Source organism: Streptomyces sp. NPDC025784 (assembly GCF_055558435.1).
Genome location: NZ_JBVHMN010000011.1, coordinates 154,860 through 171,083, shown reverse-complemented (window position 1 = coordinate 171,083; position 16,224 = coordinate 154,860). Strand labels below are relative to the sequence as shown.

The following is a 16,224-nucleotide window of genomic DNA, read 5'->3' as shown; positions in this document are numbered from 1 at the left end:
CGCAGGCCGGAGGTTCGCCGCGCTCCCGCAGGCCGGAGGTTCGCCGCGCTCCCGCAGGCCGGAGGTTCGCCGCGCTCCCGCAGGCCGGAGGTTCGCCCCCTCCGCCCCTGCCCTTCCCCTGCTCCTGGGGGCTGCGCCCCCAGACCCCCGCTTCGGCCTGGACGGCCTCGTCCTCAAGCGCCGGACGGGCTCAAGGCGACCGGCCCTCGATGGCGTGGGCGCGCCGGAGTCCTCCGGCGCTCGAGGACATGGGCGGGGGCGCCGCCGCTACTCCACCCCGATCAGCAGCAACGCGCCCTGCCGGCCGCCCCGGTACACGACCGTGTCGACCGCCAGGTACGACTCCCTGACCCGGGCCTCCAGATGGGGCACCACGGACTCGGGGGCCTCGTCGCCGAGGACGAGCGTGACCATCTCGCCGCCGGCGGCGAGCATGCGGTCGAGGACCGACTCGGCGGTGGCCGTGACGTCGGAGCCGATCACGGCGACGTCTCCGTCGATGAGGCCGAGGACGTCCCCGGCCTGGCAGATGCCGGCCATGGTCCAGGACTGCCGTTCGGCGACGACGACTTCGGCGTGGCGGGTGGCACCGGCCGCCGAGGTCATGGCGACGACGTCCTCGTCGAAGCGGCGGTCCGGCTCGTGCACGGCGAGAGCGGCGATGCCCTGCACCGCGGACCGCGTCGGGATGAGCGCGACCCGGACGCCCTCCGTGCGGGCCTGCTCCGCGGCGGCCGCCGCGGTGTGCCGCAGCTCGGCGTCGTTCGGCAGCAGCACCACCTCACGCGCGTGGGCCCGTCGTACGGCCTCGACGAGCTCCCCGCTGGCGGGCGGCTCCCCGGGCCGGGCGAGCACGGCGGTCGCTCCGGCCTCCGTGTACAGCCCGGCCAGTCCCTCTCCGGGCACGACGGCCACCACCGCGCGCTGGGCCCGCTCCCGCGGCGGCCGCCCGGCCGCGCCCGCGGTGTGGACGTCGCCGAGCCCGAAGTGCGTGATCCGGATCCGGTACGGACGTCCGGCCTCGACGCCCGCCTCCACGGCGGCGCCCGCGTCGTCGACGTGCACATGGACGTTCCACAGCCCGTCCCCGCCGACCACGACGAGGGAGTCCCCGAGACCGTCGAGGCGCTGCCGGAGCCGCTCCACGGCCGCGTCCTCCGCCTCCAGGAGGTAGATCACCTCGAAGGCGGGCCCGCCGTCCTCCGACCCGTCGTCCGTGCACGCGTCGGCGGGCGGGGAAGCCTGGGCCGTGGTCGTCCCCTCACGGGCGCGGGCGGGCGCGGGCACCGCGAGCAGGCCGGGCGACTCGCCCGTGAACGTCTCCACGAGGGCCGCGAGAACGGCGACCAGCCCGCGCCCGCCCGCGTCGACGACGCCGGCGCGCCGCAGGACGGCCAGCTGCCCCGGGGTCGCGGCGAGTGCGGCGCGTGCCCCTTCGTGGGCCGCACGCGCGACCGCCGAGCAGTCGCCCTCGGCTCCGTCCGCCGCGTCGGCCGCGGCGGTGGCGACCGTGAGGACGGTGCCCTCGACGGGGTGGGCGACGGCCAGGCGGGCGGAGTCCGCGGCGTGCCGCAGAGCGAGCCGCAGCCCCTGCCCGTCGGTGTGAGCGGTGTCACCGTCCGCGAGGACCTGTGCCATACCCCTCAGCAGCTGCGCGAGGATCGTCCCGGAGTTGCCCCGTGCCCCGATGAGCGCTCCGTGGGCCATCGCCCGTACGGCGTCGGCGAGGCTGGGGCCGCCGGCCGCCCGTACCGCCGCCGGACCTCCGCTCGCGTCGGCATCGGTGCCGCTGCCGGCAGGGGCACCGGTGCCGCGGGGGTCCCGGGCGTCCGCGACCGCCATCGTCTCGTGGCCCGCGAACACCGCCTCGACGGCCGCTGCCGCCGACTCCACGGTCAGATACAGGTTGGTCCCCGTGTCCCCGTCGGCCACCGGGTAGACGTTGATCGCGTCGATCTCCTCGCGGGCCCGTCCCAGCGATTCGAGCGCGAGCCCGCACCAGGTGCGCACCGCGAGAGCATCGAGTGTCTGCGGCACCTGCGGCACCTGCGCCTCCTTGAGCTGCTGAACGTGGGACGCAGCGTAGACCCAGAACGGGTTACTGTCGGTAGGGGACCCTGATGAGGGCGCGGACCAGGTGCGGGCCGGTCATGGTAGTTTCGTTCTCCGGACGCAGTCGTTGTATGCTGCTCCAGTTGCCCGATCCGATCGGGCCTTCCCCCTGGCACCGCCACTCAGATCCTAGATCCTGATTCCGGCATGCCGGGATCAACCGTAAGTGCATCTGAAGTCTTTGGAGTGACCCGTGGCTGCCAACTGCGACGTCTGCGGCAAGGGGCCGGGCTTCGGCAACAACATCTCGCACTCGCACCGCCGTACGCCCCGTCGCTGGAACCCCAACATCCAGCGCGTCCGTACGGTGGTCGGCGGGACGCCGAAGCGCGTGAACGCTTGCACCTCGTGCATCAAGGCCGGCAAGGTCTCGCGCTGACAACCGCTAGCGCGCGGCCACTGCTGGTTCGCTTGCACTGAGCCGGTCCACCTCTCCGGGTGGGCCGGTTTTTTGCTGCGCCCGCACCGCGGCGGACAGATCACTGCGCACGCTTCCGCGGCACCGGGCACCCTCCCCGGCGGACACGGACCGACCGACACGGGTGACATGGCGGACACCGCCGATGCCACCGGCACGTACGAGGCCGCCCGTGGGCCCGGCGCAGTCGGTGCCGGGCCCACGGGCGGCCCCTGCGTGTTCCGCGGCCCCGGGCCGCCAGGATCACGCCTCCATGTCGCCGAAGTGGTCCCAGCCGCCCTTGTTCGTCCAGGGCGCCCCGTCCACGGTGACCTGAGGGAGTGCCGACGGGTTGAGGACCTCGCCGATCACCTTCCAGCGGGCGGGCAGCTTCACGTCCGGCGGGAACGTCGCCACTATCGCGTGGTCCTCTCCGCCGCTGAGCACCCACTGGAGGGGGTCGACGCCGACGGCCTGCCCGATGTCGTTCATCTGGGAGGGGATGTCGATGTCGCCGGAGCGGATGTCGATGCGCACCTTGCTGGCCTCGGCGATGTGCCCGAGGTCGGCGATCAGGCCGTCGCTGACGTCGCACATCGAGGTGGCGCCGAGTCCGGCCGCCGCGGGACCCGCGTGGTACGGCGGTTCGGGGCGCCGGTGGGCCTCCACGAAGGCACGCGGCGAGCGGAAGCCCCGCGAGAGCACCGCGTACCCGGCCGCCGACCAGCCCAGCCAGCCCGTCACCGCGACGACGTCGCCGGGCTGGGCGCCGGCCCGGGTGACCGGCTCGTGGTTGCGCAGATCGCCGAGCGCGGTGATCGCGACGGTGATGGTGTCGCCGCGTACGACGTCACCGCCGACCACGGCCGCGCCCGCCACCTGGCACTCGTCGCGCAGTCCGTCCATCAGCTCGGACGGCCAGGTCGCCGGAAGTTCCGCCGGCACGACCAGGCCGAGGAGCAGCGCGGTCGGTACGGCGCCCATCGCCGCGATGTCCGCGAGGTTCTGAGCGGCCGCCTTGCGTCCCACGTCGTACGCCGTGGACCAGTCACGGCGGAAGTGCCGTCCCTCCAGCAGGATGTCGGTGCTCGCCACGACCCTGCGGTCCGGCGCGGCCACCACCGCGGCGTCGTCGCCGGGGCCGACCCGGACGGCCGGGGTGGTGGTGAGACGCGAGGTGAGCTCTCGAATGAGCCCGAACTCCCCCAACTCGCCCACGGTGCCCTTCATGATCGCACTGCTCCCTCTCTCGCTGCCCGTGCCCGGTCGCGAGCCGTCTCCGTACTCGGTACGGTCGAGTTGACCGTCAACTTGTGCAGTCCGCCCACCCCGGCGCGCAAGCCCCAGTCACCGTGGGTCTCCCCGCGGCGAGCGGCGACGCGATACCGTGGCGTTCCTTTTCCCCACATGATCCTCGTGGCCGCCCTGGAGGTTCCGTGGTACAGGCGTACATCCTGATCCAGACGGAGGTCGGCAAAGCGTCGACCGTCGCCGAGACGATCAGCAAGATCCCGGGGGTGATCCAGGCAGAGGACGTGACAGGACCGTACGACGTCATCGTGCGCGCCCAAGCCGATACCGTCGACGAACTCGGCCGCATGGTGGTCGCGAAGGTCCAGCAAGTGGACGGCATCACCCGTACCTTGACCTGCCCGGTCGTGCACCTGTAGCCCCCGTCTACCCTTGGCCGGTGAACTTCTTCCGTCACCGGCGTTCCGCTTTCCTCGGACTGCCCGCCCTGGCCCTGCTGATCACGATCGCGGGCTGCTCCTCAGCAGACGACGGTGACTCCGTCGCGGTTCCGAGTCCGGACACGAAGGTCACCGAGCTGTGTCAGAACCTGGACAAGGCGCTGCCGCGGAAGGTGGACGGCCTCGGCCGCCAGGACCCCGAGCCCCGGTCCGCGTTGACCGCGGGCTGGGGAAGCCCGGCGATCATACTGCGCTGCGGTGTGGAGCGGCCCGCGAAGATGATCGACCCCAAGGTGGCGCTCGGCGACGACCCGAAGGCCGTCGGCGGCCGAGTGAACGGCGTCGACTGGCTGATGGAGAAGCGGGACGACGGATCGACCCGCTTCACCACCGCACAACGCCGTGCCTACGTCGAGGTGACGGTGCCGGAGGGACGGGACACCTCGGGGATGCTCGTCGACCTCGCCGCCTCCATCAAGAAGGCGATCCCCAAGGGGATCGCCGACTGACCCGGACCTCGTCCGGAACGCGTGCTCAGCGCAGGCCGGTGGACCTGCGCAGCGCCGCCTGCACCAGGCGGTCGACCAGCTCCGGGTAGCTGACCCCGGTCTCCTGCCACATGCGCGGGTACATGGAGATGGGCGTGAACCCGGGCATCGTGTTGATCTCGTTGATCACGAACTCGCCGTCCTCGGTGAGGAAGAAGTCCGCGCGGACCAGGCCCTCGCAGGAGGCCGCCTCGAAGGCCTCGACGGCCAGCCGCCGCACCTCGGCCGTCTGCTCCTCGGTGAGCGGCGCCGGGACGATGCCGTCGGCCGAATCGATGTACTTGGCCTCGAAGTCGTAGAACGCGTGCGACTGCACGGGCGGGATCTCCGCCGGGACCGAGGCGCGCGGGCCGTCCTCGAACTCCAGGACGCCGCACTCGATCTCGCGGCCGCGCAGCAGCGCCTCCACGATGATCTTCGGGTCGTGGCGCTGGGCCTCGGCGATCGCCTCGTCGAGGCCGGAGAGGTCGTCCACCTTCGTGATGCCGAACGAGGAGCCCGCGCGCGCGGGCTTCACGAACAGCGGCCAGCCGTGCTCGCCCGCGAAGTCGACGATCTTCTTGCGGGCGGCCGACTCGTCGCGCTCCCACTCGCGCGGCCGGATCACCACGTACGGGCCCACCTTCAGGCCGAACGAGGTGAACACCCGCTTCATGTAGTCCTTGTCCTGGCCGACGGCGGACGCGAGCACGCCCGAACCGACGTAGGGCACCCCGGAGAGCTCCAGGAGGCCCTGCAGGGTGCCGTCCTCGCCGTACGGGCCGTGCAGCATGGGGAAGACGACGTCGACCTCGCCGAGGGCCTTGGGGACCGAACCCGGCTCGCTGTAGACCACTTCGCGGTTGGCGGGGTCGACGGGGAGCACCACGCCGCCCTCGCTCGACTCGGCGAGCTGCTCGACGCTGGGCTGCTTGCGGTCGACGATCGCCATGCGTTCCGGCTCGTCCGCGGTGAGCGCCCAACGGCCGTCCTGGGTGATGCCGATCGGCAGTACGTCGTACTTCGTACGGTCGATGGCGCTCAGAACGGCGCCGGCGGTCACCACGGAGATCCCGTGTTCGGAGCTGCGGCCGCCGAAGACGACGGCCACGCGCGGCTTGCGAGGCGGCTGCTCAGGGCTCTGGGGGAGGTTCTCGGTGCTCATATCGCGTTGAGAGTACCCGTTGGTAGTGCGGTGAGTCAGCGCCCCACGACGGCCGTTGCTCAGCGTCGTGCGGACCGTCGCTCAGCGTCGCGCGAACGGCCGCGGGCGACCGCCTGCCGGGCCGTTCCCGGCATCGTCGGCGGGGCCGTTCAGCGGCGTTCGGGCTTCGCGCTGCGCGACATCAGCTCCTTGAGCGCGACCACCGGCGGCTTGCCCTCGTGGACGATGCTGACGACCGTCTCCGTGATGGGCATGTCGACACCGTGCCTGCGGGCCAGATCCAGCACGGACTCGCAGGACTTGACGCCCTCGGCGGTCTGCCGGGTGACCGCGATGGTCTCCTGGAGCGTCATGCCTCGGCCCAGGTTGATGCCGAAGGTGTGGTTGCGCGACAGCGGCGAGGAGCAGGTGGCGGCGAGGTCGCCGAGTCCCGCGAGGCCGGAGAACGTCATGGGGTCGGCGCCCATGACGAGCCCGAGGCGGGTGGTCTCGGCGAGGCCGCGGGTGATCAGCGAGCCCTTGGCGTTGTCCCCGAGGCCCATGCCGTCGGCGATGCCCACGGCGAGACCGATCACGTTCTTGACCGCGCCCCCGAGTTCGCAGCCCACCACGTCCGTGTTGGTGTACGGGCGGAAGTACGGCGTGTGGCACGCGGCCTGGAGGCGCGTGGCCACCGACTCGTCACGGCACGCGACCACCGCGGCGGCCGGCATCCGCTGGGCGATCTCCTTGGCGAGGTTGGGCCCCGTGACCACGGCGACGCGGTCGGACGAGACCTTGGCGACCTCCTCGACGACCTCGCTCATCCGCTTCACCGTGCCGAGTTCGACGCCCTTCATGAGCGAGACGAGCACGGTGTCCGGGGCGAGCAGCGGAACCCACTCGGCCAGATTGCCGCGCAGCGTCTGCGAGGGCACGGCGAGCACGGTGAAGTCCGCGCCGCGCGCCGCCTCGGCCGGGTCCGTGGTGGCCCGCAGGTTCTCCGGGAGTTCGATGCCCAGCAGATAGTCCGGGTTCATGCGCGTGGAGTTGACCGCGTCGGCGAGATCGGCACGGCGCGCCCACAGGGTGACATCGCACCCGGCGTCGGCGAGCACCATGCCGAAGGCCGTCCCCCACGATCCGGTCCCGAAGACGGCCGCCTTGACCGGACTGCTCACGTGCCCTGCCCCTCTTCCTGCTGTACCTTCGCCCGCTCCGCCTCCGCGGCCCTGCGGCGCTGCGCGATACGCACCTCGCGCGGGTCGTAGGCCTTCTCGGGGGCCTTCGCGCCGCGGATCTCCTCCAGCAGCGCGGTGATGGCGGCCATGATGACCTCGGTGGCCTCCTTGAGGAGCTCCGGGCTCATCTCCCTGTCGTAGAAGCGCGAGAGGTCCACGGGCGGGCCCGCGAGCACGTGGTGGGTCTTGCGGGGAAGGAGGTTGGGCTTCTTGGCGTACGGCGGCAGCAGCTCGTTGGCGCCCCACTGGGCGACCGGGATCACCGGGCACTTGGTCTGGAGGGCGACCCGGGCGGCCCCGGTCTTGCCGGTCATCGGCCAGCCGTCGGGGTCGCGGGTGAGGGTGCCTTCGGGATAGAAGGCCACGCACTCGCCGCGCTCCACGGCGTCGATCGCGGCCCGGAAGGCGCTCAGGGCGTCCGTGCTCTCGCGGTAGACGGGGATCTGTCCGGTGCCGCGCATGGCGGCTCCCACGAATCCCTTCTTGAAAAGGCCGGCCTTCGCGAGGAAACGAGGAACGCGCCCGGTGTTGTACTGATAGTGCGCATACGCGAACGGGTCGACGTGCGAATTGTGGTTCACCGCAGTGATAAATCCGCCCTCGGCCGGAATGTTCTCCATTCCACGCCAGTCCCGCTTGATCAGAACCACCAGCGGTGGTTTGCAGAGGACCGCTGCGAAGCGGTACCAGAAGCCGATTCTGCGGCGGGGCACGCGGACACCTTCCTCTAGGGCCTGGGGGGCCGCACAAGTGTCGCCCCAGGCCGCCTGTCTGTCGAGAACACCGTACGCCCCGACATCCGTACCGCCAGGGCCGCCGGGTCACAATGGGGACGCGACTAGGGAGGGTGGAGCGTTCGTGCGGTGGACTGTGGTCGTACCCCTCAAACCCTTGGCGCGAGCCAAGAGCAGGCTGGCGGACACCGCCGCGGACGGGTTGCGGCCCGGCCTCGCGCTCGCCTTCGCACAGGACACCGTGGCAGCCGTGCTGGCCTGCGCGGCCGTGCTGGATGTGGCGGTCGTCACGGACGACGTGCTGGCCGGACGGGAGCTGGCCGCCCTCGGCGCCCGTGTCGTCCCGGACGAACCCGGCGGCGGACTGAACGCCGCCCTCGCCCACGCGGCGGCCGTCGTCCGCTCCCGGAGTCCCGAAAGCGCCGTCGCCGCGCTGAACGCCGATCTGCCCGCGCTGCGCCCCACCGAATTGGCCCGGGTGCTCGACGCCGCCGCCGAATTCCCCCGCTCATTTCTCCCCGATGCGGCCGCAATCGGTACGACTCTGCTGGCCGCCTCCCCGGGCCGGGAATTGATTCCCGCATTCGGCACCGAATCCCGTGCCCGGCATCGCGCCTCGGGTGCCGTGGAAATCGGCCTCGACGCGGTGGATTCCGTACGCCAGGACGTGGACACCGGCGAGGACCTGCGGGCCGCGCTGGCCCTCGGAGTCGGCCCGCGCACCGCGGCGGTGGCGGCGCGTCTGCTGCTTCCCGGGCCACCGGGCCGCTGACGGCCGGGCGGCGCCGGTTCCGCTCCCCCGCGGCGTTCCGCGGGACCGCGCCCGTTCCCCGCTCCCCCTGTGGGCGGTGCCGATCCCTGTGCCGCGGGCCGGTGGATAGGCTTCCCCCATGCAGGCGACCGCGTACACGTACGACCCCGAGACCCACAGCGGCCAGGTGCTGCTCGACGACGGCACCCCGGTGCCCTTCGACGGGCCGGCGTTCGAGGCGGGCGGGCTCAGGCTGCTGCGCCCCGGGCAGCGCGTGCGCATCGAGACGGAGGGCGAGGGCGAGGCCCGCCGGATCACCCTGATCACCCTGCAGACGTTCTGAGCAGGACGCGGACATGCCGCGGGCCGGGCTCCCCTGGGGAGCCCGGCCCGGCGCGTGAGGTGCCCTGCGCCGCTGCTACTTGCGGGCGGTGGCCTTCTTGGCGGTGGTCTTGCGGGCCGTCGACTTCTTGGCCGGCGCCTTCTTGGCCGTCGCCTTCTTGGCCGGGGCCTTCTTCGCCGTCGCCTTCTTGGCGGTGGTCTTCTTCGCCGTGGTCTTCTTCGCGGCCGCGGTGGTCTTCTTGGCGGTGGTCTTCTTCGCCGTGGTCTTCTTCGCGGCGGCGGTGGTCTTCTTCGCCGCGGTCTTCTTCACGGCAGCCGTGGTCTTCTTGGCCGTCGCCTTCTTGGCGGTGGCCTTCTTGGCCGCGGCCTTCTTGACCGTCGCCGTGGCGCCACCGGTCAGGCTGCCCTTGGGCGCCTTCTTGACGGCCACCTCGCCACCGCGCGGGAGCTTCTTCGAGCCGCTGACCAGGTCCTTGAAGCCCTGGCCCGCACGGAAACGCGGTACGGAGGTCTTCTTGACCCGGACGCGCTCACCCGTCTGCGGGTTGCGGGCGTAACGGGCCGGGCGGTCGACCTTCTCGAAGGAACCGAAGCCGGTGACGGAGACCCGGTCCCCGCCGACAACTGCACGGACGATCGCGTCCAGTACGGCGTCGACCGCGTCGGCGGCCTGCTGACGCCCGCCGACCTTGTCGGCAATCGCTTCTACGAGCTGCGCCTTGTTCACGTCTTCCCCTTCGGAGACATTGCCCGAACGAATGCGTTCAAGCTTTTTCGCACGTTAGGCAGATATATACCGCAAATCAAACACGAAACGGGCTAATCACCCTTGTGCCGCAACGAACTCGGACCGGCGCGGAGTTCCTCAGCGTTCCCCTTCGAGGAATCGACCCTCGTCGAGGTCGTCGGTGAACCGCTCCAGCCGCCTTGTCGCGTCGGCGAGATCGTGCTTGGCCACGGCCGTAATGACCAGCAGCTTCCGGGTCAGCGCCATCCGTACGCCCTCCGGGACTTGCAGTGCGCGCACTCTTGTGTGCGCTTCCTTGAGTTGGGCCGCGACTGCCACGTAGAGCTCGAGTTGGCCGTCGTGTTCCATGCACAGATTGTGCCATCTGGGGCGAGTTGTCGCCTGCTCAGGGGGCAACTGCCGCCCCTCGAGCGGGTCCTGGGCAGCTCGACGCGGCGTGGCAGCGGAATGCGAGTACCCAGGCAATCTCCCCTGTAACCAAGGGAGTTGGGGTGCTGCCCCGGGGTGTTCGAGGGCCGTTCCGGGGCAGACACAGCTGTACCCCCAACCGTCCACGATTGGGGGTACAGAGGGGTGTTGCGGTGGCCGAAATCAGCCGTGGGCCGGGCCCGTGGGACCGGGCCTCAGACGTGCAGCGTCTTCGGCTTGTACGACGGCCGCTTGGCCTCGTACGCGGAGATGTCGCTCTCGTTCTGGAGGGTGATGGAGATGTCGTCCAGGCCGTTCAGCAGGCGCCAGCGGGCGTTCTCGTCGAGTTCGAAGGCGGCGGTGATGCCCTCGGCGCGCACCTCGCGGGCCTCCAGATCGACCGTGATCTCGGCCTCGGGGTCCTGCTCGGTCAGCTCCCACAGCGCGTCCACGATCTTCTGCTCCAGAACCACCGTGAGCAGGCCGTTCTTGAGCGAGTTGCCGCGGAAGATGTCCGCGAACCGCGAGGAGATGACGGCCTTGAAGCCGTAGTTCTGCAGGGCCCAGACGGCGTGCTCGCGCGACGAGCCGGTACCGAAGTCGGGGCCGGCCACCAGGACCGTGGCGCCCTGGCGCTCGGGCCGGTTGAGGACGAAGGACGAGTCCTTGCGCCAGGCCTCGAACAGCCCGTCCTCGAAGCCGTCCCTGGTCACCTTCTTGAGCCAGTGGGCCGGGATGATCTGGTCGGTGTCGACGTTGCTGCGGCGCAGCGGTACGGCCCGGCCGGTGTGCGTGGTGAATGCTTCCATGACTTCTCAGACTCCAGCGGGCGTACGGGCGGCGGACGCGTCGGACAGGTCGGCCGGGGAGGCCAGGTGGCCCAGCACGGCGGTGGCGGCGGCGACCTGCGGCGAGACCAGGTGCGTACGGCCGCCCTTGCCCTGCCTGCCCTCGAAGTTGCGGTTGGAGGTGGACGCGGAGCGCTCACCGGGGGCCAGCTGGTCGGGGTTCATGCCCAGACACATCGAGCAGCCCGCGTGCCGCCATTCGGCGCCGGCCTCCTTGAAGACCACGTCCAGGCCCTCGGAGACGGCCTGCAGACCGACCCGCGCGGAACCCGGGACCACCAGCATCCGTACGCCGTCGGCGACTTTGCGGCCCTCGACGATCGCGGCGGCGGCGCGCAGGTCCTCGATGCGGCCGTTGGTGCAGGAACCTACGAAGACGGTGTCGACCTTGATGTCGCGCAGCGGCTGTCCGGCGTCCAACCCCATGTACTCCAGGGCCTTTTCGGCGGCCAGGCGCTCCGAAGCGTCCTCGTACGAAGCAGGGTCGGGGACGGACGCCGAAAGCGGCGCGCCCTGGCCGGGGTTGGTGCCCCAGGTGACGAACGGCGACAGGGAGGCGGCGTCGATGACGACCTCCTCGTCGAATTCCGCGTCGTCGTCCGACTTCAGGGTCTTCCAGTAGGCGACCGCGGCGTCCCAGTCCTCGCCCTCGGGCGCGTGGGCGCGGCCCTCGAGGTAGGCGAAGGTCGTCTCGTCGGGGGCGATCATGCCCGCGCGGGCACCGGCCTCGATCGACATGTTGCAGATGGTCATCCGGGCTTCCATCGACAGCTTCTCGATGGCGGAGCCGCGGTACTCCAGGATGTAGCCCTGGCCGCCGCCCGTACCGATCTTGGCGATGATCGCCAGGATCAGGTCCTTGGCGGTGACACCCTCGGGCAGCTCGCCGTCGACGGTGATGGCCATCGTCTTCGGGCGGGCCAGCGGCAGCGTCTGCGTGGCCAGCACGTGCTCGACCTGCGAGGTGCCGATGCCGAACGCCAGCGCGCCGAAGGCACCGTGCGTGGAGGTGTGGGAGTCACCGCAGACCACGGTGGTGCCCGGCTGGGTCAGGCCCAGCTGCGGCCCCACCACGTGGACGACACCCTGCTCGACGTCGCCCAGCGAGTGCAGCCGTACGCCGAACTCGGCGCAGTTCTTGCGCAGCGTCTCCAGCTGGGCCCGGGAGACCGGGTCCGCGATGGGCTTGTCGATGTCGAGGGTCGGGGTGTTGTGATCCTCGGTGGCGATGGTGAGGTCGAGACGGCGCACGCGACGCCCGGCCTGACGGAGGCCGTCGAAGGCCTGCGGGCTGGTCACCTCGTGCAGCAGGTGCAGATCGATGAAGAGGAGGTCGGGCTCGCCCTCGGCGCGCCGGACGACGTGGTCGTCCCAGACCTTCTCCGCGAGTGTCCTACCCATCGCTTTCCCTCCGGCCGGCCTGTGTGGCGCCGGCCCAACTAGAGATTTCCGGGGCGGGAACGTCCGTACCCCTCGTACCGGACGTCGTCCGCCGGGCCCGTTGGTCCGCGGGCCGCTGTGTCTACAAGGGTGGCGCGTTCCACGGAAAATTGAACTTGCGTTTCACAGAGTGAGACGCGAGTATCGTTGCATGGACAACAGTAGCGGCGTCGGCGTTCTGGACAAGGCAGCCCTTGTCCTGAGCGCTCTGGAGTCCGGTCCGGCCACCCTCGCGGGCCTGGTCGCGGCGACCGGACTGGCACGACCCACGGCACATCGCCTCGCCGTGGCACTTGAACACCACCGCATGGTGGCGCGCGACATGCAGGGCCGTTTCATTCTCGGCCCCCGCCTCGCCGAGCTGGCCGCGGCCGCCGGCGAGGACCGTCTCCTCGCGACGGCGGGCCCGGTGCTCACGCATCTGCGGGACATCACGGGCGAGAGCGCACAGCTCTACCGGCGCCAGGGCGACATGCGCATCTGCGTCGCCGCGGCGGAGCGGCTGTCCGGCCTGCGGGACACGGTCCCGGTCGGTTCCACGCTCACGATGAAGGCCGGCTCCTCGGCCCAGATCCTGATGGCCTGGGAGGAGCCGGAGCGGCTGCACCGCGGCCTCCAGGGCGCCCGCTTCACGGCGACGGCGCTGTCGGGCGTGCGGCGCCGCGGCTGGGCCCAGTCGATCGGCGAGCGCGAGCCGGGCGTCGCGTCGGTGTCCGCGCCGGTGCGCGGCCCCTCGAACCGCGTCGTGGCCGCCGTCTCGGTCTCCGGACCGATCGAGCGCCTCACGCGCCATCCGGGCCGTATGCACGCCCAGGCGGTCATCGACGCCGCCGCCCGTCTCTCCGAGGCCCTGCGCCGCACGGGCTGACCTTCCGGGTACGACAACCGGGGAGGGCCTGCCTCAACGCCGCGGCAGACCCTCCCCGATTTCCCCCGTCCCCCCTGGTCCGCGCCCGGGTCACCCGGCCTTCTCGGCCGGCTCCGCCCCTTCGGCCGCCCCGGACGAGCGGTACGCGTACCGGTCCGCGGCCCGCCGCCCCCGCTTCTCGACCGGCAGCACCCCGTGCGCCGCCGCCAGCCCGAAGGCCGGCATGTCCGCGTAGATGGACTCGTACGAGCCCTCGGGCACCACGTACGCCTCGTGCCAGCGCCCCACGTGCTGGCGCAGCTTCCCGGCCCGGTCCATGCGGTTGATGGTCGCCCACGCCTTGTGATGCAACATGTCGGGCGAGGTCGCGTAGGCGTAGAGCTTCTCCTTCGACTCCCAGTACTGGACCACGTAGTACGTCCGCGGCGAGGCGGTCAGCAGGACGTGGCCCAGCAGCCCCCGGCTGCTGTCGCGAGCAAGCTCCCCCAGCATGCGTTTCATCGACAGCATGACCGGCAGCCACTGGTGCACCGCCCAGAAGTGGTTGATGCGCATGCCGATCAGCAGGACCACCGCATCGCCCTCGACGGCCGCGGTACTGAGGCCCGGAAACGGCTTTGCGAACATGGTGTCCCCCCTGATTCCAGAATTGGATACCGGCACTATCCTTCTGTGCAGTGATTGGATAGTGGCACTTCCCTAGGAGAGGCGCAAGAGGATGCGGCTGGCCGAGTTGAGCGAGCGCAGCGGTGTGCCCATCGCGACGATCAAGTACTACCTGCGCGAGGGACTGTTGGCGCCCGGCCGCCAGATCAACGCGAGGACCGCCGAGTACGACGCGGAGCATCTGCGCCGGCTGCGGCTGGTGCGGGCGATGATCCAGGTCGGCCGGCTCCCCGTGGCGACCGTCCGGGAGGTGCTCGGGCACGTGGACGACGACTCCCTGGGCCGCGCGCTGCGCCTGGGCGCGGCGGTGTGGGCGCTGCCGCAGGTGCCGGAGCCGGACGAGGACGACGAATACGTCCGCGCCGCACACCAGGAGGCCGCCGCGCTCCTCGACCGGCTCGGGTGGGAGAACGCCAAGCGGCTCTCGACCATTTCCCCGGCATACCGCTCACTGGTGGTGGCGGTGGCCGCGTTCCGCCGGCTCGGCTACGGCTTCGGGGCCGAACTGCTCGTGCCGTACGCCGAGTTGATGCACCGGACAGCCGTCCTCGACCTGGACAACATGGAGACGCAGCCCTCGGAGGAGGAGCGGATCGAGTGGGCGATCCTGGGGGCGATCATCAACGAGCCGATCCTGCAGGCGCTGCACCGGCTGGCCCAGGAGGAGGAGACGACACGGCGGTACGGCTTCGAGTAGCCGGCTCCGGGCACGACGAAGGCCCTCCGCCGAAGCGAAGGGCCTTGTGTGGTACCCCCGACCGGATTCGAACCGGCGCTACCGCCTTGAGAGGGCGGCGTGCTAGGCCGCTACACAACGGGGGCGAGGATCTTGCGTTTCCGCAGATCCAAGCTGGTCTACCAGGACTCGAACCTAGACTAACTGAACCAGAATCAGTCGTGCTGCCAATTACACCATAGACCAATATGGTTTAGACCAACTGCGTACCCCCGACCGGATTCGAACCGGCGCTACCGCCTTGAGAGGGCGGCGTGCTAGGCCGCTACACAACGGGGGCCCTAGCGATCCTGCATGAGAGTCAGCGGGTGCGACCCGGACTGTCTCCCTTGGGAAGGATCTGTACCCCCGACCGGATTCGAACCGGCGCTACTGCCTTGAGAGGGCAGCGTGCTAGGCCGCTACACAACGGGGGCTTTGCGGAGTCGATCTCCGCGGTTGCAGATGAGCTCTGCGAGCTGGCCTACCTGGACTCGAACCAAGACTAACTGAACCAGAATCAGTCGTGCTGCCAATTACACCATAGGCCACTGGAACGCAAGCCCCGGAGGGGTTCTTGTTCTAGTTCGCTCCTCCGGTTTCCGGCCTTTCGGCCCGCTCCCCGGCGGCGCAGGAAGAACATTACCTGAAGGTGGACGGCGCTCCAAAACGGGTATCCGCGCCGAGGATCGCGGGCAGTTCGGCGAGCGAGGCGATGCGGCGCGGACCGGGGGCCACGCCGTCCACCACGGTGTGCGCGCCACCACGGTCGATCCAGACGGAGAGCAGACCGGCGTCGGCAGCGCCCCGGCCGTCGATCTCCGGGTGGTCGCCGACGTAGGCGACCTGGTCCGGGGGCAGCGCGAGCGCGTCGCAGGCCGCGTGGAAGGCCGCCGCGGCGGGCTTGGAGACGCCCAGCTCGGCCGCGCACAGGACCGACTCGAAGCGGTCGCGCACGCCGAGGACGCGCAGCTTGCGGTCCTGGCTCTGCAGGCTGGAGTTGGAGAGGACCGCGTGCCGGTGGCTGGTGGCGAGGGCGTCCAGGGCGGGCACCACGTCGGGGAAGAGGGCCCACGAGGCTTCGTAGTGCGCCGCGTAGCGCAGGAACCACGCGTCGGCTTCGGCGTCGCTCAGCCGTTCCCCCAGAAAGACCCTCACCCGTTCGCGCCGCTGCCCCTCCCAGTCCGACTCACCCGCGGAGAACCTGGCCCACTGCTGGTCGGTGACCTCACGCCAGCGTGCGAGTGCCTGGTCGACGGACTCGTAGGCCCCCAGGAGGCCCTCGGCGTCCAGGTGCGCGCGCATTCCGGCCCGGTCCGCGGCCGTGTAGTCGAAGATCGTGTCGTCGACGTCCCAGACCACGGCCTCGATGTTCATGGTCCGACCGTAACGCGCGGCCCGCTCGCCTGTCCCTCACTCGCGCGACGGACACCGCGTCCGGGATGCGACGAGGAGAACACGGAAAAGGGGGGTGGGGGGCGGGCCCGGCGCCCCCCCCCCCAGTCGCCGGCCGGGGGGGGCAGCGTAGGCCGCGCGGCGGCGCGGGGGGGCCGGGGCGTGGGCTGTGCCCCGGGATGCCCGGTGGGGGGGTG

18 protein-coding genes and 5 tRNA genes are annotated in these 16,224 nt (G+C 71.0%); 7 read left to right on the top strand and 16 right to left on the bottom strand.

The window, feature by feature from the left end; translation table 11 throughout:
• Positions 1-267 precede the first annotated feature (267 nt).
• Positions 268-2,046, bottom strand: coding sequence for a DAK2 domain-containing protein (locus ACZ4IF_RS24925; RefSeq protein ID WP_467566354.1), 1,779 nt, complete (start codon positions 2,044-2,046; stop codon positions 268-270).
• 259 nt (positions 2,047-2,305) lie between these two features.
• Between ACZ4IF_RS24925 and rpmB the strand changes: the two genes are divergently transcribed.
• Positions 2,306-2,491: a 50S ribosomal protein L28 gene (rpmB, locus tag ACZ4IF_RS24920; RefSeq protein WP_004924906.1), complete on the top strand. Its 186-nt coding sequence runs from the start codon at positions 2,306-2,308 to the stop codon at positions 2,489-2,491.
• 282 nt (positions 2,492-2,773) lie between these two features.
• Here rpmB and ACZ4IF_RS24915 read toward each other — a convergent pair whose 3' ends face one another.
• Entirely contained in the window at positions 2,774-3,739 is a 966-nt protein-coding gene (locus tag ACZ4IF_RS24915; RefSeq protein WP_345657278.1) for a thiamine-phosphate kinase, read from the bottom strand.
• A gap of 206 nt (positions 3,740-3,945) precedes the next feature.
• Here ACZ4IF_RS24915 and ACZ4IF_RS24910 point away from each other — a divergent pair, with 206 nt between their 5' ends.
• Together ACZ4IF_RS24910 and ACZ4IF_RS24905 are read left to right on the top strand one after the other, a co-directional pair.
• Entirely contained in the window at positions 3,946-4,179 is a 234-nt protein-coding gene (locus tag ACZ4IF_RS24910) for an Lrp/AsnC family transcriptional regulator (protein ID WP_028802415.1), read from the top strand.
• Between the two features lie 20 nt (positions 4,180-4,199).
• Positions 4,200-4,709: a DUF3515 domain-containing protein gene (locus ACZ4IF_RS24905; RefSeq protein WP_467566349.1), complete on the top strand. Its 510-nt coding sequence runs from the start codon at positions 4,200-4,202 to the stop codon at positions 4,707-4,709.
• 25 nt (positions 4,710-4,734) lie between these two features.
• Here the strand turns inward: ACZ4IF_RS24905 and ACZ4IF_RS24900 are convergent, their stop codons facing one another.
• From ACZ4IF_RS24900 to ACZ4IF_RS24890, 3 genes are all read right to left on the bottom strand, one after another.
• On the bottom strand, positions 4,735-5,892 hold the full coding sequence (locus tag ACZ4IF_RS24900) for a D-alanine--D-alanine ligase family protein (RefSeq protein WP_359492453.1): 1,158 nt from the start codon (positions 5,890-5,892) through the stop codon (positions 4,735-4,737).
• 149 nt (positions 5,893-6,041) lie between these two features.
• Positions 6,042-7,052, bottom strand: coding sequence for an NAD(P)H-dependent glycerol-3-phosphate dehydrogenase (locus ACZ4IF_RS24895; protein ID WP_467566347.1), 1,011 nt, complete (start codon positions 7,050-7,052; stop codon positions 6,042-6,044).
• Complete coding sequence (locus ACZ4IF_RS24890; protein WP_467566344.1) at positions 7,049-7,825, bottom strand: lysophospholipid acyltransferase family protein; 777 nt, start codon at positions 7,823-7,825, stop codon at positions 7,049-7,051. The genes ACZ4IF_RS24895 and ACZ4IF_RS24890 overlap by 4 nt, the downstream gene beginning before the upstream one ends.
• A gap of 145 nt (positions 7,826-7,970) precedes the next feature.
• Here ACZ4IF_RS24890 and cofC point away from each other — a divergent pair, with 145 nt between their 5' ends.
• Together cofC and ACZ4IF_RS24880 are read left to right on the top strand one after the other, a co-directional pair.
• A complete protein-coding gene (gene cofC, locus ACZ4IF_RS24885) occupies positions 7,971-8,618 on the top strand; it encodes a 2-phospho-L-lactate guanylyltransferase (protein ID WP_467566341.1) in 648 nt (215 codons plus the stop codon).
• 118 nt (positions 8,619-8,736) lie between these two features.
• Positions 8,737-8,940 (top strand): hypothetical protein, encoded by a 204-nt coding sequence (locus ACZ4IF_RS24880; RefSeq protein ID WP_028802409.1) that lies wholly within the window; start codon positions 8,737-8,739, stop codon positions 8,938-8,940.
• A 75-nt stretch (positions 8,941-9,015) separates the two neighbouring features.
• On the opposite strand, the gene ACZ4IF_RS24875 is transcribed toward ACZ4IF_RS24880, so the two are convergent.
• The 4 genes from ACZ4IF_RS24875 to leuC form a co-directional block, all read right to left on the bottom strand.
• Complete coding sequence (locus tag ACZ4IF_RS24875; RefSeq protein ID WP_467566338.1) at positions 9,016-9,666, bottom strand: HU family DNA-binding protein; 651 nt, start codon at positions 9,664-9,666, stop codon at positions 9,016-9,018.
• 138 nt (positions 9,667-9,804) lie between these two features.
• The gene (locus ACZ4IF_RS24870) at positions 9,805-10,035 is read right to left on the bottom strand and encodes an SCO5555 family protein (RefSeq protein WP_467566335.1); all 231 of its coding nucleotides are present in this window, start codon (positions 10,033-10,035) and stop codon (positions 9,805-9,807) included.
• Between the two features lie 275 nt (positions 10,036-10,310).
• Positions 10,311-10,904, bottom strand: a complete 594-nt coding sequence (gene leuD / locus ACZ4IF_RS24865; protein ID WP_467566332.1) for a 3-isopropylmalate dehydratase small subunit — start codon at positions 10,902-10,904, stop codon at positions 10,311-10,313.
• 6 nt (positions 10,905-10,910) lie between these two features.
• Positions 10,911-12,344: a 3-isopropylmalate dehydratase large subunit gene (leuC, locus tag ACZ4IF_RS24860; RefSeq protein WP_359492464.1), complete on the bottom strand. Its 1,434-nt coding sequence runs from the start codon at positions 12,342-12,344 to the stop codon at positions 10,911-10,913.
• Between the two features lie 190 nt (positions 12,345-12,534).
• Here leuC and ndgR point away from each other — a divergent pair, with 190 nt between their 5' ends.
• Positions 12,535-13,251 (top strand): IclR family transcriptional regulator NdgR, encoded by a 717-nt coding sequence (gene ndgR / locus ACZ4IF_RS24855; RefSeq protein ID WP_007384919.1) that lies wholly within the window; start codon positions 12,535-12,537, stop codon positions 13,249-13,251.
• Positions 13,252-13,341: 90 nt separating this feature from the next.
• Here the strand turns inward: ndgR and ACZ4IF_RS24850 are convergent, their stop codons facing one another.
• Positions 13,342-13,878, bottom strand: coding sequence for a DUF4188 domain-containing protein (locus ACZ4IF_RS24850; protein WP_467566327.1), 537 nt, complete (start codon positions 13,876-13,878; stop codon positions 13,342-13,344).
• 91 nt (positions 13,879-13,969) lie between these two features.
• Here ACZ4IF_RS24850 and ACZ4IF_RS24845 point away from each other — a divergent pair, with 91 nt between their 5' ends.
• Positions 13,970-14,614, top strand: a complete 645-nt coding sequence (locus tag ACZ4IF_RS24845) for a MerR family transcriptional regulator (protein WP_467566324.1) — start codon at positions 13,970-13,972, stop codon at positions 14,612-14,614.
• Between the two features lie 49 nt (positions 14,615-14,663).
• On the opposite strand, the gene ACZ4IF_RS24840 is transcribed toward ACZ4IF_RS24845, so the two are convergent.
• From ACZ4IF_RS24840 to ACZ4IF_RS24815, 6 genes are all read right to left on the bottom strand, one after another.
• Positions 14,664-14,739 (bottom strand) — tRNA-Glu (locus ACZ4IF_RS24840).
• Positions 14,740-14,767: 28 nt separating this feature from the next.
• Positions 14,768-14,839 (bottom strand) — tRNA-Gln (locus tag ACZ4IF_RS24835).
• Positions 14,840-14,860: 21 nt separating this feature from the next.
• Positions 14,861-14,933: transfer RNA gene (locus tag ACZ4IF_RS24830), tRNA-Glu, on the bottom strand.
• Positions 14,934-14,996: 63 nt separating this feature from the next.
• Positions 14,997-15,069, bottom strand: a tRNA-Glu gene (locus ACZ4IF_RS24825).
• A 42-nt stretch (positions 15,070-15,111) separates the two neighbouring features.
• Positions 15,112-15,183: transfer RNA gene (locus ACZ4IF_RS24820), tRNA-Gln, on the bottom strand.
• Positions 15,184-15,274: 91 nt separating this feature from the next.
• On the bottom strand, positions 15,275-16,009 hold the full coding sequence (locus ACZ4IF_RS24815) for an HAD family hydrolase (protein WP_467566322.1): 735 nt from the start codon (positions 16,007-16,009) through the stop codon (positions 15,275-15,277).
• Positions 16,010-16,224 lie beyond the last annotated feature (215 nt).

Excerpts from the sequence above, each read along its gene's own strand:
- ACZ4IF_RS24915 (WP_345657278.1), bottom strand. The coding sequence starts at position 3,739 with ATGAAGGGCACCGTGGGCGAGTTGGGGGAGTTCGGGCTCATTCGAGAG.
- ACZ4IF_RS24900 (WP_359492453.1), bottom strand. The coding sequence starts at position 5,892 with ATGAGCACCGAGAACCTCCCCCAGAGCCCTGAGCAGCCGCCTCGCAAG.
- ACZ4IF_RS24880 (WP_028802409.1), top strand. The coding sequence starts at position 8,737 with ATGCAGGCGACCGCGTACACGTACGACCCCGAGACCCACAGCGGCCAG.
- ACZ4IF_RS24870 (WP_467566335.1), bottom strand. The coding sequence starts at position 10,035 with ATGGAACACGACGGCCAACTCGAGCTCTACGTGGCAGTCGCGGCCCAA.
- leuD (WP_467566332.1), bottom strand. The coding sequence starts at position 10,904 with ATGGAAGCATTCACCACGCACACCGGCCGGGCCGTACCGCTGCGCCGC.
- leuC (WP_359492464.1), bottom strand. The coding sequence starts at position 12,344 with ATGGGTAGGACACTCGCGGAGAAGGTCTGGGACGACCACGTCGTCCGG.
- ndgR (WP_007384919.1), top strand. The coding sequence starts at position 12,535 with ATGGACAACAGTAGCGGCGTCGGCGTTCTGGACAAGGCAGCCCTTGTC.
- ACZ4IF_RS24850 (WP_467566327.1), bottom strand. The coding sequence starts at position 13,878 with ATGTTCGCAAAGCCGTTTCCGGGCCTCAGTACCGCGGCCGTCGAGGGC.
- ACZ4IF_RS24845 (WP_467566324.1), top strand. The coding sequence starts at position 13,970 with ATGCGGCTGGCCGAGTTGAGCGAGCGCAGCGGTGTGCCCATCGCGACG.
- ACZ4IF_RS24815 (WP_467566322.1), bottom strand. The coding sequence starts at position 16,009 with ATGAACATCGAGGCCGTGGTCTGGGACGTCGACGACACGATCTTCGAC.